The organism is Pseudomonas sp. TZ252 (assembly GCF_056110345.1).
In genome coordinates, this window is record NZ_CM148566.1 from 731,729 (window position 1) to 749,798 (window position 18,070).

The following is an 18,070-nucleotide window of genomic DNA, read 5'->3' on the forward strand; positions in this document are numbered from 1 at the left end:
CCCGAGGCACGGATGGGCGGCGCGCCCTTCAGCGCAGCAGCGCCAGCACCCCGCCGAGCAACGGCACTCCGGCGGCGCAAGGCAATGCCCAGCGTGGCCGCCAGGCGAGCAGCAGGACTAGCGTGCCGGCCGCCAGCATCAGCAGGCAGGACCAGAAGACGATGCCGATCTCCACGCCCTGCCGGTGGATCGAGAAGGCCAGTGCCAGGCCCAGGTCGAGCAGCGCCACGCCGCGTAGCAGAAGCACCCGGGAAGCCGACGGCTCGTGGCCGAGGAGGTTCTTGTGGTGGCGGTTCATGGCCAGGCAGAGAGCGGTGAAAGCCAGCAGGTTGAGGCCGAAGACCAGCAGCATCAGGCCACCTCCTGGACGTTCAGGCGTCGCCGGACGGGCTTGCTCGACGCTTGCCGACGTCGCCAACCTAGCCAGGCGCAGAGCAGGCCGAGGCCCAGCAGGCTGAGGTCGACGCCGGCCAGCACCCAGTCGCCGCGCTGCAGGCTGGCCAACAGGTTGCCTTCCGGGCTACGCAGCAGGCCGAGCAGCGGCAGGCCCAGCGCCAGCACGGCGGCGAGGCGCAGTTGCGTGCGACCGAGGGTCCCGCTGTTGCGGCGGACGATGGCCCACAGCGCGACCAGCGCCCAACTGGCGCAAAACACGCGGATCTCCCAGGTGTCGCGGCCGGCCAGTTGCGTCGGCAGCAGGCGGTTGCCCCACAGCAGCGCCAGGCTGGCCAGCGGCAGGCCGCCGCAGACCGCCAGGTTCAGCGCCCGCACCAGACCAACGCCACGACTGCCGCGGACCTCGCGCTTGGCCAGCCAGACCTGCAACCCGCCGAAGATCATCATCGCCCCGGACAGCCCGAGCAACAGGTACATCCAGCGCACCAACTGGCCACCCCACTGGATCATGTGCAGGCCGGTCAGCCAGCCGTAGGTGGCGTAGCCGGGCGCATAGGACGGCTGGGCATGCAGCAGTTCGCCGCTGGAGGCATCGAAGTTGACCGTGCGCTGGTCGTCGAGGATGCGCGAGGCGTCGCGCCGGCGGATGTCCACGGTGGCCGCCTCGTCATAGGGATGGTGGACGCTGATCCAGCCCGGCGCGCCGCCGTCGCCCCAGACCTTGCCGGCCTCGACGATCAGGCCGTCTATGGACGCCGGCGGCCCCGCCGGGCGGCCGACTTCCTCGCGTTCGTAGGAGCCCTGCACTTCATGGAAGAAGCGCTCGCCATCGTTCTGGTAGACCACCTGCAGGCCCGCCTGCATGTAGTAGACGATGAAGATCACCAGGCCGGTGTAGGCGATCATCAGGTGGAACGGCAGGCCGATCACCCCCAGCACGTTGTGCGCGTCGAGCCAGGCGCGCTGCCGCGCCGCCTGCGGGCGCAGGGTGAAGAAGTCCTTGAAGATCCGCCGGTGCACGATGGTCCCGCTGACCAGCGCCACCAGCATCAGCATCCCGGCGATGCCGACGATGTACAGGCCGACCATGCCGGCGTGCAGGTCGTAGTGCAGGGTGAAGAAGAACTCGCCGCCGACTGTCTTCGGCAGCGGCTGGCCGCTCACCGCGTCCAGCTGGAAGACCTTGAACTCGCTGCCGTCGCGTGGCTCCCAGCCGGCGTTCCAGTAGGGCGCCCGCTCGCTCGGCGGCAGCATCCACCAGGCATGGGCATCGGGGGCGCGCTGGCGCAACCAGTCGCGCACCTGGTCGGCGCCCAGCGACTGCGCGCCGGGCAGGTGCAGGTCCGGCTGCATCCAGCGGGTCAGCTCCTTGTCGAAGCTGGCCAGGCTGCCGGCGAAGACGATGACGAACAGCAGCCAGCTGACCAGCAGCCCCGACCAGGTATGCAGGCCGGACATCGATTGACGCAGGTTCATGGACGCGCTCCGTAGTCGAGGCCGAGCCAGGCCAGGCCGCCCAGCGCCAGGCTGGCCAGCGCCAGCACCCAGCAGGCGCGCCAGGCGCTGCGCGCGGCGAAGGCGTAGACGATGGCCGCGACCCACACGGCGAAGCAGCCGAGGCTGCCGAACGAGACCCGGTCGGGACGCGGCAGCGGCAGGTAGATGCTCAGGCAGGCGGTGACCGCATAGGCCAGCGCGTAGCCAAGCAGGACCGCGACGAGGATGCGGCCGGTGACGGACAGTCCGCCGGCCAGGGCCTGGCTGGTCATGGGGCGGCGTCCCGGGTGGAAACAGGGCCTTGCATCGTCGCTACCTCGTCTGGCTGGCACGGCGACGCCGCGCTCGCGGGTGGCGAGGCGGTCGTCGATTCGGAAGGTTTGCGACTGTATCTCAATTACGTTCGCATTTGTACTTGCTCCAGACGACCGCCAGGTCGCGTCGCGCCAGGGATTGCCGGGGTCCGACGAGTGCGGGTCGTATCCCGTCGCATTCGTCCGCCGCGCCATACGTCCATCTCCGCTCTGCGCAAGCGCGCCGAGCTTGGTAATATCGGCTGTTTGCGGTTTCGGCTGGTTTCGCCGAAGGACATACCGGATGACTTCACCCTCCGCCCCAGACACCCAGCTCAGCCTGGCCATCGACCCGGCCCGGCCGTATGCGCGGCTGACCCTCGGCAGCCACGTGCACAGCGGCTACGACCTGCGCAGCGGACGCATGCAGAGCATTTCCCGGCACCGTGCGGCGCTGGCCTTCATCTATGCCGGCGAGGCGGTTTCCGGGCGTCCCGGCAGCGAGCCACGGGAGGCCCAGCGGCGTATCGAACGGCGTCCGGCGCACGAGCAGGAATACCGCGAGACCCTGCGCCGCCTCGGCTTCAAGCCGGCGACCCGGCGCAGCGACGCGCTCGAGGAGAGCGCCGGCGAGATGTTCGAACTGCCCGGCGACAACGCCTGGCTGCACTTCATGCAGGACGACCTGCCGCGCCTGCGCCAGCAGGGCTGGTTCATCGACATCCGCGCCGACTTCGCCTACGACCTGACGCCCATCGACGCCTGGTACGCCGAGGTCGAGGAAGCCGACGACCGCCAGTGGTTCGAGCTGGAACTGGGCATCCAGGTCGCCGGCCAGCGGGTCAGCCTGCTGCCGGCGCTGACCGAGCTGATCCGCCGCAGTCCGGCCCTGCTCGATCCGCGCGCCCTCGCCCGGCACGCCGACGAAGAGCAACTGGTGCTGCGCCTGGAACTCAACCCGCCGCTGCGCGTGGCGCTGCCCTTCGGCCGCCTGAAGCCGGTGCTGGCGGCGCTTTCCGACTTCTACCTGGGCGACCCCGAACCGCAGCGCAAGCTGCGCCTGGGCGCACCGGACGCGGCGCGCCTGGCCGATCTCGACGAGTTGCCGCTGGCCTGGGAAGGCGGCGACAACCTGCGCGACTTCGCCCGCCGCCTACGCAGTTTCCAGGCTCGTCCGGCGACCCCGCCACAAGGCCTGCGCGCCGAACTGCGGCCCTACCAGCTCGAAGGCCTGAGCTGGATGCAGACCCTGCGCGAACTCGACAGCGGCGGCGTGCTGGCCGACGACATGGGGCTGGGCAAGACCTTGCAGTCGCTGGCCCACATGCTCCTGGAAAAGCAGGCCGGGCGGCTCGACACGCCGGCGCTGGTGGTGATGCCCACCAGCCTGATCCCCAACTGGCTGGACGAGGCCGAGCGCTTCGCCCCCGATCTGCGCGTGCTGGCCCTGCACGGCGCCGGCCGGCGCCGCGACTTCGCCCGCATCGACGAGCACGACCTGGTGCTGACCACCTATGCCCTGCTGCCACGCGACGCCGCCGAGCTGGGCAAGCGGCGGTTCCACCTGCTGATCCTCGACGAGGCGCAGAACATCAAGAACGCCACCACCAAGGCCGCCGTCGCCGCCCGCGAGCTGGCGGCACGGCATCGCCTGTGCCTGACCGGCACGCCGCTGGAGAACCACCTCGGTGAACTCTGGTCGCTGTTCCATTTCCTGATGCCCGGCTGGCTCGGCGACGCCCGCCAGTTCGCCCAGGACTACCGCACGCCGATCGAGAAGCACGGCGACGAGGCACGCCTCAGTCACCTGGCCGCGCGCCTGCGGCCGTTCCTGCTGCGACGGACCAAGGAACAGGTGGCCTCGGAACTGCCGCCGAAGAGCGAGTTCACCCAGTTCGTCGAACTCAGCGAGGCGCAACGCGAACTCTACGAGACCGTGCGCCTGGCGCTGGACCGCAAGGTCCGCGAGGAGATCGCCCGGCGCGGCCTGGCGCGCAGCCGCATCGTGATCCTCGAGGCGCTGCTCAAGCTGCGCCAGGTCTGCTGCGACACGCGCCTGCTGCAACGCCAGGAAGACGGCGCGCGCAGCGGCCGGGCGCTCAGCTCGGGCAAGCTGGCCTACCTGCTCGACATGCTCGACGAACTGATCGCCGAGGGTCGCCGGGTCCTGCTGTTCTCGCAGTTCACCTCGATGCTCGCGCTGATCGAGGACGCCCTGCGCCAGCGCGGCGTCGACTACGTCCTGCTGACCGGCGAGACCCGCGACCGCCGCGCCCCGGTACAGCGCTTCCAGAGCGGCAAGGTGCCGGTGTTCCTGATCAGCTTGAAGGCAGGCGGGGTCGGCCTCAACCTGACCGCGGCGGACACCGTGATCCACTACGATCCCTGGTGGAACCCGGCGGTGGAGAACCAGGCCAGCGACCGCGCCTACCGCATCGGCCAGGACAAGCCGGTGTTCGTCTACCGGCTGATCGCCCGCGGCACGGTGGAAGAGAAGATCCAGCACCTGCAGCAGGAAAAGGCCGCCCTCGCCGACGGCCTGTTCAGCGAAGGCAACGGCGACGGCTGGAAGCTCGACGAGGCCGATATCGACGCGCTGTTCGCGCCCTTGCCCAAGGCGCTCTGAGGGCCGCCCGGATTCAGCGCGCGACGCCGCGGTAGACGTAGGTCATCGGCCGCGGCCCGGGCAGGTAGCCCTGTTCCAGCTCGTCGATGCGAAAGCCGGCCTCGCGCAGCAAGGCCGGCATGTCGCGGTCCAGGTGGCAACCGCCGGCCAGCGGTTTCCACCAGGGCGTCAGGCGCCGTTGCCAGGCCAGCACCGAGGCGTCCGGCGCGCGCCCATGCTCGCAGAACAGCAATTCGCCGCCACGCTTCAGCACCCGACGCATCTCGCCCAGCGCCGGCAGCGGCGCGGCGATGGAGCAAAGGGTGAAAGTGCAGACGATGGTGTCGAAGCTTTCCGCCTCGGCGCGGATCTCGCCAAGCTCGAGGGCGACCATTTCCACAGGGATGCCGATTTGCGCCGCGCGCTCGCGGGCCAGCGCCTGCATTTGCGCGGCCGGGTCGACGCCGACGATCGCCGACACCTTCGCCGCGTCGTAGAAGCCCAGGTTGAGCCCGGTGCCCAGACCGATCTCCAGCACCCGCCCATGGGCGCGCGGCACCAGCAGCGAACGCTGCTTCATCACGTCGCCCATGCCGCAGGCGAAGTCGATCAGGCGCGGCAACACGTAACGGTCATAGATGCCCACGAAACTCTCTCCTGGCACAGCGGCTGGAGGGGAAAGCATAGACCAGCGATGCATTAGACGATTGTCGACAATCAAGCGACGAATGATTGACCCCACGCAATCCAGGCGGTAGCTTTCGCAAACATTGTCGACACATCGACCCGAACAGCCAGTACCATGACCCAGAACCCACCCCCTCTCGAGATTGCCCATGACGACGGAGAGACCTTGTCGGAACACGTCTTCCGCAAGATCCAGAGCGCCATCGTCAGCGGCGAGATCGCGCCGGGCAGCAAGATCTCCGAGCCGGAGCTGGCGCGCACCTACGGCATCAGCCGCGGCCCGCTGCGCGAGGCGATCCACCGCCTGGAAGGCCTGCGCCTGCTGGTGCGGGTGCCGCATGTCGGGGCGCGGGTGGTGTCGCTGAGCCACGCCGAGCTGATCGAGCTCTACGAGATCCGCGAGTCCCTGGAAGGCATGGCCTGCCGACTGGCCGCCGAGCGCATGAGCCAGGCCGAGATCGACGAGTTGCGCCGGGTGCTCGACACCCACGAGCGCGACGAGGCGTTCCAGGCCGGGCGCGGCTATTACCAGCAGGAAGGCGACTACGACTTCCACTACCGGATCATCCAGGGCAGCGGCAACGCCACTCTCACCCGCATGCTCTGCGGCGAGCTCTACCAACTGGTGCGGATGTACCGCATCCAGTACTCGACCACGCCGAACCGGCCGCGCCAGGCCTTCGCCGAACACCACCGCATTCTCGACGCCATCGCCGACCGTGACGGCGAACTGGCCGAGCTGCTGATGCGCCGCCACATCAGTGCGTCGCGCCGCAATATCGAGCGCCAGCTGGAACCCCAGCCGGCGAAGCTCGCCTCCGCTTCCTCCACCGTCTAAGAGGTCCGTGATGAGCCAGACGTCCCTTACCCCCGGCCAGCGCTTCCGCGAAGCCGTGGCCACCGAACACCCGCTGCAGGTGGTCGGCACCATCAACGCCAACCACGCCCTGCTGGCCAAGCGCGCCGGCTTCAAGGCCATCTACCTGTCCGGCGGCGGCGTCGCCGCCGGTTCCCTGGGCCTGCCGGACCTGGGTATCAGCGGCCTCGACGACGTGCTCACCGACGTGCGCCGGATCACCGACGTCTGCGACCTGCCGCTGCTGGTGGACGTCGACACCGGCTTCGGCTCCTCGGCGTTCAACGTCGCCCGCACGGTGAAGTCGATGATCAAGTTCGGCGCCGCCGCGATGCATATCGAGGACCAGGTCGGCGCCAAGCGCTGCGGCCATAGGCCGAACAAGGAGATCGTCTCGCAGCAGGAGATGGTCGACCGCATCAAGGCCGCCGTCGATGCCCGCAGCGACGACTCCTTCGTGATCATGGCGCGCACCGACGCGCTGGCCGTGGAAGGCCTGCAGGCCGCCATCGACCGCGCCTGCGCCTGTGTCGAGGCCGGTGCCGACATGATCTTCCCGGAAGCCATGACCGAACTGGCCATGTACAAGGAATTCGCCGCCGCGGTGAAGGTGCCGGTGCTGGCCAACATCACCGAGTTCGGCGCCACCCCGCTGTTCACCACCGACGAACTGGCCTCCGCCGACGTGTCCCTGGTGCTCTACCCGCTGTCGGCCTTCCGCGCCATGAACAAGGCGGCGGAGAACGTCTACACCGCGATCCGTCGCGACGGCACCCAGAAGAATGTGATCGATACCATGCAGACCCGCATGGAGCTGTACGATCGCATCGATTACCACAGCTTCGAGCAGAAGCTCGACGCGCTCTTCGCGCAGAAGAAGAACGCCTGAACATCGAGCCCGGCGTGCGCCTGAGCGCCGGTCCGCGAACCCCGTGAAACCGAGTTGCAGCATCCAGAAAAAGTTCAAGAAAGGAGAGAGCAATGGCTGAAGCAAAAGTACTGAGTGGCGCCGGCCTGCGTGGCCAGGTGGCCGGTCAGACAGCCCTGTCCACCGTCGGCCAGGAAGGCGCCGGCCTGACCTACCGTGGCTACGACGTCCGCGACCTGGCGGCGGCGGCGATCTTCGAGGAAGTCGCCTACCTGCTGCTCTACGGCGAACTGCCGAACAAGCAACAGCTCGACGCCTACCTGAAGAAGCTCCAGGGCCAGCGCGACCTGCCGCAGGCGCTGAAGGAAGTTCTCGAACGGATTCCCAAGGACGCCCACCCGATGGACGTGATGCGCACTGGCGCCTCGGTCCTCGGCACCCTGGAACCGGAGCTGAGCTTCGACCAGCAGCGCGACGTCGCCGACCGCCTGCTCGCCGCCTTCCCGGCGATCATGACCTACTGGTACCGCTTCACCCACGAAGGCCAGCGCATCGACTGCAACAGCGACGAGCCGACCATCGGCGGGCACTTCCTCGCCCTGCTCCACGGCAAGAAGCCCAGCGAGCTGCACGTGAAGGTGATGAACGTCTCGCTGATCCTCTACGCCGAGCATGAGTTCAACGCATCCACCTTCACCGCGCGGGTTTGCGCCTCGACCCTGTCCGACCTGTACTCCTGCGTCACCGGCGCCATCGGCTCGCTGCGCGGCCCGCTGCACGGCGGCGCCAACGAGGCGGCGATGGAACTGATCGAACGCTTCTCTTCGCCGCAGGAAGCCACCGCCGAGCTGCTGAAGATGCTCGAGCGCAAGGACAAGATCATGGGCTTCGGGCATGCCATCTACAAGGATTCCGACCCACGCAACGAAGTGATCAAGGGTTGGTCGAAGCAGCTCGCCGACGAGGTCGGCGACAAGGTCCTGTTCGCGGTTTCCGAGGCCATCGACAAGACCATGTGGGAGCAGAAGAAGCTGTTCCCCAACGCCGACTTCTACCACGCCTCGGCGTATCACTTCATGGGCATCCCGACCAAGCTGTTCACGCCGATCTTCGTCTGCTCGCGGACCAGCGGCTGGACCGCCCACGTCTTCGAACAGCGCGCCAACAACCGCATCATCCGCCCGAGCGCCGAGTACACCGGCGTCGAGCAGCGCGCGTTCGTGCCGCTGGAGCAACGCTGATCCACGCCGTCCGGCGCGCCGAACGCGAGCGCGCCGGACGGTTGCCGCACCCAGAATTCGAAAGGCCGGCGTGGGCTGCGCCACGGCGCGAGCGACACGCTTCCGAACACCCCGTGATTGAGTCCGAGCCATGAACAGCGCACACCGCAAACCGCTCCCCGGCACCCGCCTGGACTACTTCGACGCCCGCGAGGCGGTCGAGGCGATCCAGCCCGGCGCCTACGCCAAGCTGCCCTATACCTCCCGCGTGCTCGCCGAGAACCTGGTGCGCCGCTGCGACCCGGCGACCCTGGAGGCTTCGCTGCGCCAACTGGTCGAGCGCAAGCGCGACCTCGACTTCCCCTGGTACCCGGCGCGGGTGGTCTGCCATGACATCCTCGGGCAGACCGCTCTGGTCGACCTCGCCGGCCTGCGCGACGCCATCGCCGACAAGGGCGGCGACCCGGCCCAGGTCAACCCGGTGGTGCCGGTGCAACTGATCGTCGACCACTCGCTGGCGGTGGAATGCGGCGGCTACGACCCCGAGGCCTTCGCCAAGAACCGCGCCATCGAGGACCGCCGCAACGAGGACCGCTTCCACTTCATCGACTGGACCAAGCAGGCCTTCCGCAACGTCGACGTGATCCCGCCGGGCAACGGCATCATGCACCAGATCAACCTGGAGAAAATGTCGCCGGTGATCCAGGCGCGCGACGGCGTGGCCTTCCCCGATACCTGCGTGGGCACCGACAGCCATACCCCGCACGTCGACGCCCTGGGCGTGATCGCCATCGGCGTCGGCGGCCTGGAAGCGGAAAACGTGATGCTCGGCCGCGCCTCCTGGATGCGCCTGCCGGACATCGTCGGCGTCGAGCTGAGCGGCCGTCGCCAGCCGGGCATCACCGCCACCGACGTGGTGCTGGCCCTGACCGAGTTCCTGCGCAAGCAGAAGGTGGTCGGCGCCTACCTGGAGTTCTACGGCGAAGGCGCCTCCAGCCTGACCCTCGGCGACCGCGCGACCATCTCCAACATGGCTCCGGAATACGGCGCCACTGCGGCGATGTTCGCCATCGACCAGCAGACCATCGACTACCTGCGCCTCACCGGCCGCGACGACGAGCAGGTCGCCCTGGTGGAGGCCTATGCGCGCACCGCCGGACTCTGGGCCGACAGCCTGGTCGACGCCGAGTACGAGCGGGTACTGAAGTTCGACCTGTCCAGCGTGGTGCGCAACATGGCCGGCCCGTCCAATCCGCACGCCAGGGTCGCCACCAGCGAACTGGCGGCGAAAGGCATCGCCGGCAACCTCGAGCGGGCCCGCGCCGAGGAAGCCGAGGGCCTGATGCCGGACGGCGCGGTGATCATCGCCGCGATCACCAGTTGCACCAACACCAGCAACCCGCGCAACGTGATCGCCGCCGGCCTGCTGGCGCGCAACGCCGACCGCCTCGGCCTGGTCCGCAAGCCATGGGTGAAGACCTCGCTGGCACCCGGCTCCAAGGTGGTCACCGAATACCTGCGCGAAGCCGGCCTGCTGCCGCACCTGGAAGCCCTCGGCTTCGGCGTGGTGGCCTACGCCTGCACGTCTTGCAACGGCATGTCCGGCGCCCTCGACCCGGCGATCCAGCAGGAGATCGTCGAGCGCGACCTGTACGCCACCGCGGTGCTCTCCGGCAACCGCAACTTCGACGGGCGCATCCACCCCTACGCCAAGCAGGCCTTCCTCGCCTCGCCGCCGCTGGTGGTGGCCTACGCCATCGCCGGGACCATCCGCTTCGACATCGAGCGCGACGTGCTCGGCGTGGTGGACGGCAAGGAGATCCGCCTGAAGGACCTCTGGCCGAGCGACGAGGAGATCGACGCGGTGGTCAGGGCGGCGGTGAAGCCCGAGCAGTTCCGCCAGGTCTACATCCCGATGTTCGACATCACCCACGGCGAGCGCGAGAAGGTCGACCCGCTCTACGCCTGGCGCCCGACGAGCACTTACATCCGCCGCCCGCCGTACTGGGAAGGCGCCCTCGCCGGCGAACGCACCCTGCGCGGCATGCGCCCGCTGGCGGTGCTGCCGGACAACATCACCACCGACCACCTGTCGCCGTCCAACGCGATCCTCGCCGACAGCGCGGCGGGCGAGTACCTGGCGAAAATGGGCCTGCCCGAGGAGGACTTCAACTCCTACGCCACCCACCGCGGCGACCACCTCACCGCACAACGCGCGACCTTCGCCAACCCGAAGCTGTTCAACGAGATGGTGCGCAACGCCGACGGCAGCGTGAAGCAGGGTTCGCTGGCGCGGGTCGAGCCGGAAGGCAAGGTGATGCGCATGTGGGAAGCCATCGAGACCTACATGGAGCGCAAGCAGCCGCTGATCATCGTCGCCGGCGCCGACTACGGGCAGGGTTCTTCGCGCGACTGGGCGGCCAAGGGCGTGCGCCTGGCCGGGGTGGAGGCGATCGTCGCCGAGGGCTTCGAGCGCATCCACCGCACCAACCTGATCGGCATGGGCGTGCTGCCGCTGGAGTTCAAGCCGGGTACCACCCGCCTGACCCTGGGGATCGACGGCAGCGAGACCTTCGACGTGCTCGGCGCTCGCCGGCCGCGCGCCGACCTGACCCTGGTCATCCACCGGCGCGACGGGGAGCGGCTCGAAGTGCCGGTGACCTGCCGCCTGGACAGCGACGAGGAAGTCTCCATCTACGAAGCCGGCGGCGTACTGCAACGCTTCGCCCAGGACTTCCTGGAGGCGGCCGGCGCCTGATGGCGCCGGCGAAACACCCTGGTAGGACGGACGACGCGTAGCGTCATCCGCCGACGACCGGCAGCGGCTGTCGAACGCAGCCGCTGCCCCTGAATTCGATTGCCGAGGACGACGACGCATGGCCCACCCACCCCAGATCCGCATCCCCGCCACCTACCTGCGCGGCGGCACCAGCAAGGGCGTGTTCTTCCGCCTGGAAGACCTGCCGGAATCCTGCCGGGTCCCCGGCGAGGCGCGCGATCGGCTGTTCATGCGGGTGATCGGCAGCCCCGACCCCTATGCCGCGCACATCGACGGGATGGGCGGCGCCACCTCCAGCACCAGCAAGTGCGTGATCCTCTCGAAGAGCAGCCAGCCGGGCCATGACGTCGACTACCTCTACGGCCAGGTCTCCATCGACAAGCCCTTCGTCGACTGGAGCGGCAACTGCGGCAACCTCTCCACCGGGGCCGGCGCCTTCGCCCTGCACGCCGGGCTGGTGGATCCGGCGCGGATACCGGAAGACGGCATCTGCGAGGTGCGCATCTGGCAGGCCAATATCGGCAAGACCATCATCGCCCACGTGCCGGTGAGCGGCGGCCAAGTCCAGGAAACCGGCGACTTCGAGCTGGACGGAGTGACCTTCCCGGCGGCCGAGATCGTGCTGGAGTTCCTCGACCCGTCCGACGACGGCGAGGACGGCGGCGCCATGTTCCCCACCGGCAACCTGGTGGACGATCTGGAGGTGCCGGGGGTCGGTACCTTCAAGGCGACCATGATCAACGCCGGGATTCCCACGGTGTTCGTCAATGCCGAGGAGATCGGCTACCGCGGCACCGAGCTGCGCGAAGAGATCAACGGAGACCCGCAGCAACTGGCGCGCTTCGAACGGATCCGCGTCGCCGGCGCCCTGCGCATGGGCCTGATCAAGACCCCCGAGGAAGCCGCGACCCGCCAGCACACGCCGAAGATCGCCTTCGTCGCCCCGCCCCGCGACTACCGCACCGCCAGCGGCAAGCTGGTGGCGGCCGGCGATATCGACCTGCTGGTCCGCGCGCTGTCCATGGGCAAGCTGCACCACGCGATGATGGGTACCGCGGCGGTGGCCATCGGCACCGCCGCAGCCATTCCCGGCACCCTGGTGAACCTCGCCGCCGGCGGCGGCGAACGCAGCGCGGTACGCTTCGGCCATCCCTCCGGCACCCTGCGAGTGGGCGCCGAGGCCAGCCAGGCGAACGGCGAATGGACGGTGACCAAGGCGATCATGAGCCGCAGCGCGCGAATCCTCATGGAAGGCTGGGTGCGCGTACCCGGCGACGCCTTCTGAACCGACCTATCCTTGCCCCGGCCTTCCGCCACCGCGAAAGGCCGGGGCGTCTTGCAGCCACGACAAGAAAAACCATCCCCGAACCAGCCTGACCCGAGAGGAAACCCACCACTTACGAACCACTGGAGTACGCGATGAGTGCCAACGTCGATCTCAACCAACGTCCCGACTACGACGCCGTCCTGCAGGACATCGCCGACTACGTGCTGGACTACCGCATCGATTCCACGGAGGCCCTGGACACCGCCCGCAACTGCCTGATGGATACCCTCGGCTGCGGCCTGCTGGCGCTGCGCTTCCCGGAATGCACCAAGCACCTCGGCCCGCTGGTCGAGGGCACCCTGGTCCCGCACGGCGCGCGGGTGCCGGGCACCTCCTTCCGGCTCGACCCGGTCAAGGCCGCCTGGGACATCGGCTGCATCGTCCGCTGGCTGGACTACAACGACACCTGGCTGGCCGCCGAGTGGGGCCATCCCTCGGACAACCTCGGCGGCATCCTCGCCGTCGCCGACCACCTCTCGCAGAAACGCCTGGCCAACGGCGAAGCGCCGCTGAGCATGCGCCAGGTACTGGAAGCGATGATCATGGCCCACGAGATCCAGGGCGTGATCGCCCTGGAGAACTCGTTCAATCGCGTCGGCCTCGACCATGTGCTGCTGGTCAAGGTCGCGTCCACCGCCGTCTGCGCCAAGCTGATGGGGGCCGACCGCGAGCAACTGCTGGCCGCCCTCTCCCACGCCTTCGTCGACGGCCAGGCCCTGCGCACCTACCGTCACGCACCGAACGCCGGCTCGCGCAAGTCCTGGGCCGCTGGCGACGCGACGAGCCGCGGCGTGCGCCTGGCGGACATCGCCTTGCGCGGCGAGATGGGCATTCCCGGCGTGCTCAGCGCGCCGCAGTGGGGTTTCTACGATGTCCTGTTCAGCCACACCAGCAAGGACCTGGCGACCAAGCCCGAGGACAAGCGGCGCTTCAGCTTCCCCCAGGGCTACGGCAGCTACGTGATGGAAAACGTGCTGTTCAAGATCAGCTTCCCCGCCGAATTCCACGCGCAGACCGCCGCCGAGGCCGCCGTGCGCCTGCATCCGCTGGTGAAGGACCGCCTGCAACGGATCAGCCGCATCGTCATCACCACCCACGAGTCGGCGATCCGCATCATTTCCAAGGTCGGCCCGCTGGCCAACCCCGCAGACCGCGACCATTGCCTGCAGTACATGACCGCCGTGCCGCTGATCTTCGGCGACCTGGTGGCCGAGCACTACGAGGACGCCTTCCACGCCGCCCACCCGCTGATCGACCGCTTGCGCGAGAAAATGGAGATCGTCGAGGAGCCGCGCTACAGCCGTGAATACCTGGAGGCGGACAAGCGCTCCATCGCCAACGCCGTGGAAGTGTTCTTCGACGACGGCAGCAGCACCGGCCAGGTCGCCGTGGAGTACCCGCTCGGCCATCGCCGCCGGCGCGCCGAAGGCATTCCGCTGCTGCAGGAGAAGTTCAAGGCCAACCTGGCCACGCGCTTCCCGCCGCAGCGCTGCCAGAGGATCTTCGACCTGTGCAGCCACCAGGCATCGCTGGAAGCCACGCCGGTGAACCGCTTCATGGACCTCCTGGCGATCTGAGCGCGCCCGCCTGGAAGGCGCTGGGCGGCTGGCCGAGGACCCGGCGGAACATGGTCGAGAAGGCTGCCGGGCTCTGGTAGCCGCAGTCCAGGGCGATGGCGGTGACCGTTTCGCCGCCGGCCAGCCGCGCCAGTGCCTGCACCACGCAGGCGCGTTGCTTCCAGGCACCGAAGCTGAGGCCGGTGTAGCGACGGAAGGTGCGGTTGAAACTGCGCAGGCTGGTATGCAGCAACCCGGCCCAGCGTTCGGCGCTGGCGCGGATGTCGGGCTCGACGAGGAACGCCTCGCAAAGCGCCAGCCAGCGCGGCTCGGGCGGCAAGGGCACGTGCAGCGGCAGCGTCTCGGCCGCCGCCAGCTCATGGAGCAACAGCGTCGCCAACGCGCCGTCGCGACCTTCGGTGTCGTATTCCAGGGGCATGTCCACCGCCGCCAGCAACAGTTGCCGCAGCAGCGGCGACACCGCCAGCACCTGGCAGTGCGCCGGCATCGCCATGGCGCTGCCGGGCTCGATGTACAGGCTGCGGGTGCTCACCCCGAGCATTCGCACCTCGTGCTCGACGCCCGGCGGAATCCACACTGCGCGCTGTGGCGGCACCACCCAACCGGCGTCGCCGGTACGCACCTGCATCACCCCGCTGGCACCGTACAGCAATTGCGCGCGACGATGCCGATGGCGCGGCAGCAGGTAGCCGTCGGGATAGTCGGTACCCATGGCCACCACGGCCCGGGGCGTGGCGTCGTACTGCTCGATGGAAGCGTTGCGCATGGTCGAAGCACCTGGCCGAAACACGAATAGTATTGGCCAACCTCGCGAAGCGGGCCAGTCCCGGGACGCCTAAGCTGGCCTTCCGCTCTCGCTCCGGAAACCCGCCATGTTCTATCTCCTGCTCTTTCTCTGCGGCTGCCTCACCGGGGTCAGCGCCGTGTTGTTCGGCTTTGGCGGCGGCTTCGTGGTGGTGCCGCTGCTCTATCACCTGCTGCAACTCGGTCGCGCCGCCGACGACCCGCTGGCCCAGGCGGCCATGCAGGTCGCGGTGGCCACCTCGACCTGCGTGATGATCGTCAACGCCGCCCTCGCCACCTATCGCCACCGGCGCGCCGGCAGCCTGCTGCGCGCCTATGTCTGGCCGCTGGGCGCGTACATCGGTATCGGCGCGGTGCTTGGCGCGGCGCTGGTCGGCCTGGCCAGCGGCGACTTCATTCGCCTGGCCTTCGTCGCCTACCTCGCCATCACCATCCTCGACTGCCTGTTGCGTCGCGGCTTCCTCAGCCGCGCCGAGGAGCGCCAGGCGCGGCCGCTGGGCGTCGGCGAGACGCGCCTGGGCGGAACGCTGATCGGTGCGATCGCCACCTTCCTCGGCGTCGGAGGCAGCGTGATGACCGTACCACTGCTGCGCCGCTGCGGGCTGAGCATGACCCAGGCGACCTCCATGGCCAACCCGCTGAGCCTGCCGGTGGCTCTTGGCGGCACCCTTACCTACCTGGTCCTGGCCGGCTACCAGGAGCAAGGCCTGGGCCGAGGCTTCGTCGGCTACATCGACCTGCTGGCCTTCGCCACCCTGGCCGGCGGCGGCTGGCTCGGCATCCGCCTGGCGACCCCGCTGATCGGGCGGATTCCCGATGCGCTGCATGCACGGGTGTACGTCGGCCTGCTGGCGGCGGTGATGCTGAGCATGCTGGCGGGCTGATGCCCCAGCCTGGGTAGGGCGAATAACGCCAACGGCATTATCCGCCGGATGCACCGGACCGGATATCGGCGCAACGAAAAAAGGGCCTCGTCCGAGGCCCCTTTTCTTTTCCGGCGCTACACCGCTCAGGACGCCGCGCGGCTTACCGAGCCGGTGCCGGCAGGCTCCTTCGGCGCCAGGTTGAAGGCGTAGTACAGGACGGTCAGCAGCAGGATGAACGGCGGGCCGATGTAGAGGGCGATGCGGGTGTCCTCGAAGAAGGCCATCAGCACCACCACCATCACCAGGAACGCCAGCGCCAGGTAGGAACTGACCGGGTACAGCCACATGCGGTATTGCAGCTTGTCGCACTCGGCCGGGCTGAGCGTCTTGCGGAAGCGCAACTGGGCCAGCAGGATCATCGCCCAGGTCCAGATCGCGCCGAAGGTGGCGATGGAAGTCACCCAGACGAATACCTTCTCCGGCACCAGGTAGTTCAGCAACACGCCCAGCAGCAGCGCCAGGATCGACAGGATCAGCGCCCGGCGCGGTACGCCGCTGCGCGAGGCCTTGCCGAAGAAGGCCGGGGCCTGGCGATGCTGGGCCAGGCTGTAGAGCATGCGCCCGGTACTGAAGATGCCGCCATTGCAGGACGACAGTGCGGCGGTGATCACCACGAAGTTGATGATCCCGGCGGCGGTCTTGATGCCCATGCGCTCGAAGGTCATCACGAAGGGGCTGCCCTGGGTGCCGATCTCGTTCCACGGATAGAGCGACATGATCACGAACAGCGAGCCGACATAGAACAGCAGGATGCGCCAGAACACCGAGTTGATCGCGCTGGGAATGGTCTTGGTCGGGTTACGCGCTTCGCCGGCGGTGAGGCCGATCATTTCCACCCCGAGGTAGGCGAACATCACCATCTGCAGCGACATCAGCACGCCCTGGATGCCATTGGGCATGAAGCCGCCGTGGGCCCAGAGGTTGGAGATGCCGGTGGCGATGCCGTCGTTGCCGAAGCCGAAGGCGATCATGCCGATGCCGACCACCACCATCGCCAGGATGGTGACGATCTTGATCAGGGCGAACCAGAACTCGAACTCGCCGAAGGCGCGCACCGCGATGAGGTTGATCGTGCCCATGCTCGCCAGGGCCGCCAGGGCCCAGATCCAGCGCGGCACGTCGGGGAACCAGATACCCATGTAGACGGCGACGGCGGTGATTTCGGCGACACAGGTCACCAGCCAGAGGAACCAGTAGTTCCAGCCGGTGATGAAGCCCGCCAGCGGGCCCAGGTAGTCCTTGGCGTACTGGCTGAAGGAACCGGCCACCGGATTGTGTACCGCCATCTCGCCGAGGGCGCGCATGATCACCAGGATCGCCAGGCCGCCGAGGATGTAGGAGATCATGATGGCCGGGCCGGCCATCTGGATGGCCTTCGCCGAGCCCAGGAACAGGCCGACGCCGATACAGGCGCCGAGCGCCATCAGGCGGATGTGTCGCTCACCGAGCTCGCGCTTCAGGGAGCCGTCTTGAACCTTCTGTTCGCCGACAGACGACATGGGAACAACCTCATTTTGTTATTGAGATAGATCAGTTGCGGACTCGCTCGTGCGGTCGGGGTAGGGAAGCGGATTTCGCCAACGGCGCGGCCCCTGCGCGATACCGCACAGCGGGCGACGACGGGGCGTCATAGGTTCCAAGACTGCACACCGGAAGAGGCTGTCCGCTCTCGTGGAGCGAACGTGGGCATTGCGGGAGTCGACTACAACTGAGGTCGGGCCGGAGTTTTACACAAGATTTCAAGGCCGTCATGCCCCGCGATGGGGCAACTGGACCAAAGGCGTAAGGACCGCCAACGCTGAATGGATTCACTCCCTGGGCCGCGCGCGCAGCAGCAGGGACAGCGGCCGGCCGAGCCGGGAGTGGACGGTTTCGCGCTGGCCTTGCAGGCGCCAGCTGCGCTCGAGCAGCCGGCTGCGCTGCATGGGGTCAGCGCAGGGGTTCGCGGCAGCGGAGATCGCGGTAGGGGCCGTCGAGCCTGACCCAGCCGTCTCCCGGCGAGGTCTGCATGCAGGCGACCTGGCCGTCGAGCTTGCTCTGCCATTTGTAGAAGGGCGCCGGCGCGGCCTGCGCCGCGAGGCCGGAGAAACCCGCCAGGACGACACCGACGAGAAGGGGAAAAAGTGTGCGCATCGACATTCCGGACCCGAAACACAAGGAACTCAGACAGACACTCTAACCCCTGCGCCACGCCGCTCCAATCCTCGGTCGTCCGATTGCCACCGGGGAGATTTT

General features: G+C 68.2%; 15 protein-coding genes. 8 read left to right on the forward strand and 7 right to left on the reverse strand.

Annotated elements, in window-relative coordinates; genetic code table 11:
* Nucleotides 1-28: 28 nt before the first annotated feature.
* The 3 genes from ACYAF3_RS03420 to ACYAF3_RS03430 are packed head-to-tail and all read right to left on the reverse strand — an operon-like array spanning nt 29 to nt 2,165.
* Nucleotides 29-352: a DUF3325 domain-containing protein gene (locus ACYAF3_RS03420; RefSeq protein ID WP_003103035.1), complete on the reverse strand. Its 324-nt coding sequence runs from the start codon at nt 350-352 to the stop codon at nt 29-31.
* Nucleotides 352-1,872 (reverse strand): PepSY-associated TM helix domain-containing protein, encoded by a 1,521-nt coding sequence (locus tag ACYAF3_RS03425; RefSeq protein WP_003103038.1) that lies wholly within the window; start codon nt 1,870-1,872, stop codon nt 352-354. The genes ACYAF3_RS03420 and ACYAF3_RS03425 overlap by 1 nt, the downstream gene beginning before the upstream one ends.
* Nucleotides 1,869-2,165, reverse strand: coding sequence for a DUF3649 domain-containing protein (locus ACYAF3_RS03430; protein WP_003085639.1), 297 nt, complete (start codon nt 2,163-2,165; stop codon nt 1,869-1,871). Before ACYAF3_RS03430 ends, ACYAF3_RS03425 begins: the two co-directional genes overlap by 4 nt.
* 325 nt (nt 2,166-2,490) lie before the next feature.
* Between ACYAF3_RS03430 and ACYAF3_RS03435 the strand changes: the two genes are divergently transcribed.
* Nucleotides 2,491-4,812, forward strand: coding sequence for a DEAD/DEAH box helicase (locus tag ACYAF3_RS03435; protein WP_474727429.1), 2,322 nt, complete (start codon nt 2,491-2,493; stop codon nt 4,810-4,812).
* A gap of 13 nt (nt 4,813-4,825) precedes the next feature.
* Here the strand turns inward: ACYAF3_RS03435 and ACYAF3_RS03440 are convergent, their stop codons facing one another.
* Complete coding sequence (locus ACYAF3_RS03440) at nt 4,826-5,476, reverse strand: class I SAM-dependent methyltransferase (protein WP_003118644.1); 651 nt, start codon at nt 5,474-5,476, stop codon at nt 4,826-4,828.
* A gap of 117 nt (nt 5,477-5,593) precedes the next feature.
* Here ACYAF3_RS03440 and ACYAF3_RS03445 point away from each other — a divergent pair, with 117 nt between their 5' ends.
* The 6 genes from ACYAF3_RS03445 to prpD all read left to right on the forward strand — a co-directional run bounded on the left by ACYAF3_RS03445 (nt 5,594) and on the right by prpD (nt 14,105).
* Nucleotides 5,594-6,316: a GntR family transcriptional regulator gene (locus ACYAF3_RS03445; RefSeq protein WP_003085635.1), complete on the forward strand. Its 723-nt coding sequence runs from the start codon at nt 5,594-5,596 to the stop codon at nt 6,314-6,316.
* A gap of 10 nt (nt 6,317-6,326) precedes the next feature.
* A complete protein-coding gene (gene prpB / locus ACYAF3_RS03450) occupies nt 6,327-7,223 on the forward strand; it encodes a methylisocitrate lyase (RefSeq protein WP_003103044.1) in 897 nt (298 codons plus the stop codon).
* Between the two features lie 92 nt (nt 7,224-7,315).
* Nucleotides 7,316-8,443, forward strand: a complete 1,128-nt coding sequence (gene prpC, locus ACYAF3_RS03455) for a bifunctional 2-methylcitrate synthase/citrate synthase (protein WP_003103050.1) — start codon at nt 7,316-7,318, stop codon at nt 8,441-8,443.
* 130 nt (nt 8,444-8,573) lie between these two features.
* On the forward strand, nt 8,574-11,180 hold the full coding sequence (gene acnD, locus ACYAF3_RS03460) for a Fe/S-dependent 2-methylisocitrate dehydratase AcnD (protein ID WP_003085627.1): 2,607 nt from the start codon (nt 8,574-8,576) through the stop codon (nt 11,178-11,180).
* Nucleotides 11,181-11,298: 118 nt separating this feature from the next.
* Entirely contained in the window at nt 11,299-12,486 is a 1,188-nt protein-coding gene (prpF, locus tag ACYAF3_RS03465; RefSeq protein ID WP_003103056.1) for a 2-methylaconitate cis-trans isomerase PrpF, read from the forward strand.
* A 134-nt stretch (nt 12,487-12,620) separates the two neighbouring features.
* Nucleotides 12,621-14,105 carry a 2-methylcitrate dehydratase gene (gene prpD, locus ACYAF3_RS03470; protein ID WP_003103059.1) on the forward strand — a complete coding sequence of 495 codons (1,485 nt, stop codon included), beginning with the start codon at nt 12,621-12,623 and terminating at the stop codon, nt 14,103-14,105.
* Here prpD and ACYAF3_RS03475 read toward each other — a convergent pair.
* Nucleotides 14,083-14,871, reverse strand: coding sequence for an AraC family transcriptional regulator (locus ACYAF3_RS03475; protein ID WP_003103062.1), 789 nt, complete (start codon nt 14,869-14,871; stop codon nt 14,083-14,085). The genes prpD and ACYAF3_RS03475 overlap by 23 nt on opposite strands.
* Before the next feature lie 106 nt (nt 14,872-14,977).
* Here ACYAF3_RS03475 and ACYAF3_RS03480 point away from each other — a divergent pair, with 106 nt between their 5' ends.
* The gene (locus ACYAF3_RS03480; RefSeq protein ID WP_003159593.1) at nt 14,978-15,793 is read left to right on the forward strand and encodes a sulfite exporter TauE/SafE family protein; all 816 of its coding nucleotides are present in this window, start codon (nt 14,978-14,980) and stop codon (nt 15,791-15,793) included.
* 125 nt (nt 15,794-15,918) lie between these two features.
* On the opposite strand, the gene ACYAF3_RS03485 is transcribed toward ACYAF3_RS03480, so the two are convergent.
* Together ACYAF3_RS03485 and ACYAF3_RS03490 are read right to left on the reverse strand one after the other, a co-directional pair.
* Nucleotides 15,919-17,334 carry an amino acid permease gene (locus tag ACYAF3_RS03485; RefSeq protein ID WP_003103066.1) on the reverse strand — a complete coding sequence of 472 codons (1,416 nt, stop codon included), beginning with the start codon at nt 17,332-17,334 and terminating at the stop codon, nt 15,919-15,921.
* A 430-nt stretch (nt 17,335-17,764) separates the two neighbouring features.
* Nucleotides 17,765-17,974, reverse strand: a complete 210-nt coding sequence (locus ACYAF3_RS03490) for a hypothetical protein (protein WP_009875978.1) — start codon at nt 17,972-17,974, stop codon at nt 17,765-17,767.
* Between the last annotated feature and the right edge of the window lie 96 nt (nt 17,975-18,070).

Coding starts and splice junctions, on each gene's coding strand:
- ACYAF3_RS03420 (WP_003103035.1), bottom strand. CDS start 352: ATGCTGCTGGTCTTCGGCCTCAACCTGCTGGCTTTCACCGCTCTCTGC.
- ACYAF3_RS03425 (WP_003103038.1), bottom strand. CDS start 1,872: ATGAACCTGCGTCAATCGATGTCCGGCCTGCATACCTGGTCGGGGCTG.
- ACYAF3_RS03430 (WP_003085639.1), bottom strand. CDS start 2,165: ATGACCAGCCAGGCCCTGGCCGGCGGACTGTCCGTCACCGGCCGCATC.
- ACYAF3_RS03435 (WP_474727429.1), top strand. CDS start 2,491: ATGACTTCACCCTCCGCCCCAGACACCCAGCTCAGCCTGGCCATCGAC.
- ACYAF3_RS03440 (WP_003118644.1), bottom strand. CDS start 5,476: ATGCTTTCCCCTCCAGCCGCTGTGCCAGGAGAGAGTTTCGTGGGCATC.
- ACYAF3_RS03445 (WP_003085635.1), top strand. CDS start 5,594: ATGACCCAGAACCCACCCCCTCTCGAGATTGCCCATGACGACGGAGAG.
- prpB (WP_003103044.1), top strand. CDS start 6,327: ATGAGCCAGACGTCCCTTACCCCCGGCCAGCGCTTCCGCGAAGCCGTG.
- prpC (WP_003103050.1), top strand. CDS start 7,316: ATGGCTGAAGCAAAAGTACTGAGTGGCGCCGGCCTGCGTGGCCAGGTG.
- acnD (WP_003085627.1), top strand. CDS start 8,574: ATGAACAGCGCACACCGCAAACCGCTCCCCGGCACCCGCCTGGACTAC.
- prpF (WP_003103056.1), top strand. CDS start 11,299: ATGGCCCACCCACCCCAGATCCGCATCCCCGCCACCTACCTGCGCGGC.
- prpD (WP_003103059.1), top strand. CDS start 12,621: ATGAGTGCCAACGTCGATCTCAACCAACGTCCCGACTACGACGCCGTC.
- ACYAF3_RS03475 (WP_003103062.1), bottom strand. CDS start 14,871: ATGCGCAACGCTTCCATCGAGCAGTACGACGCCACGCCCCGGGCCGTG.
- ACYAF3_RS03480 (WP_003159593.1), top strand. CDS start 14,978: ATGTTCTATCTCCTGCTCTTTCTCTGCGGCTGCCTCACCGGGGTCAGC.
- ACYAF3_RS03485 (WP_003103066.1), bottom strand. CDS start 17,334: ATGTCGTCTGTCGGCGAACAGAAGGTTCAAGACGGCTCCCTGAAGCGC.
- ACYAF3_RS03490 (WP_009875978.1), bottom strand. CDS start 17,974: ATGTCGATGCGCACACTTTTTCCCCTTCTCGTCGGTGTCGTCCTGGCG.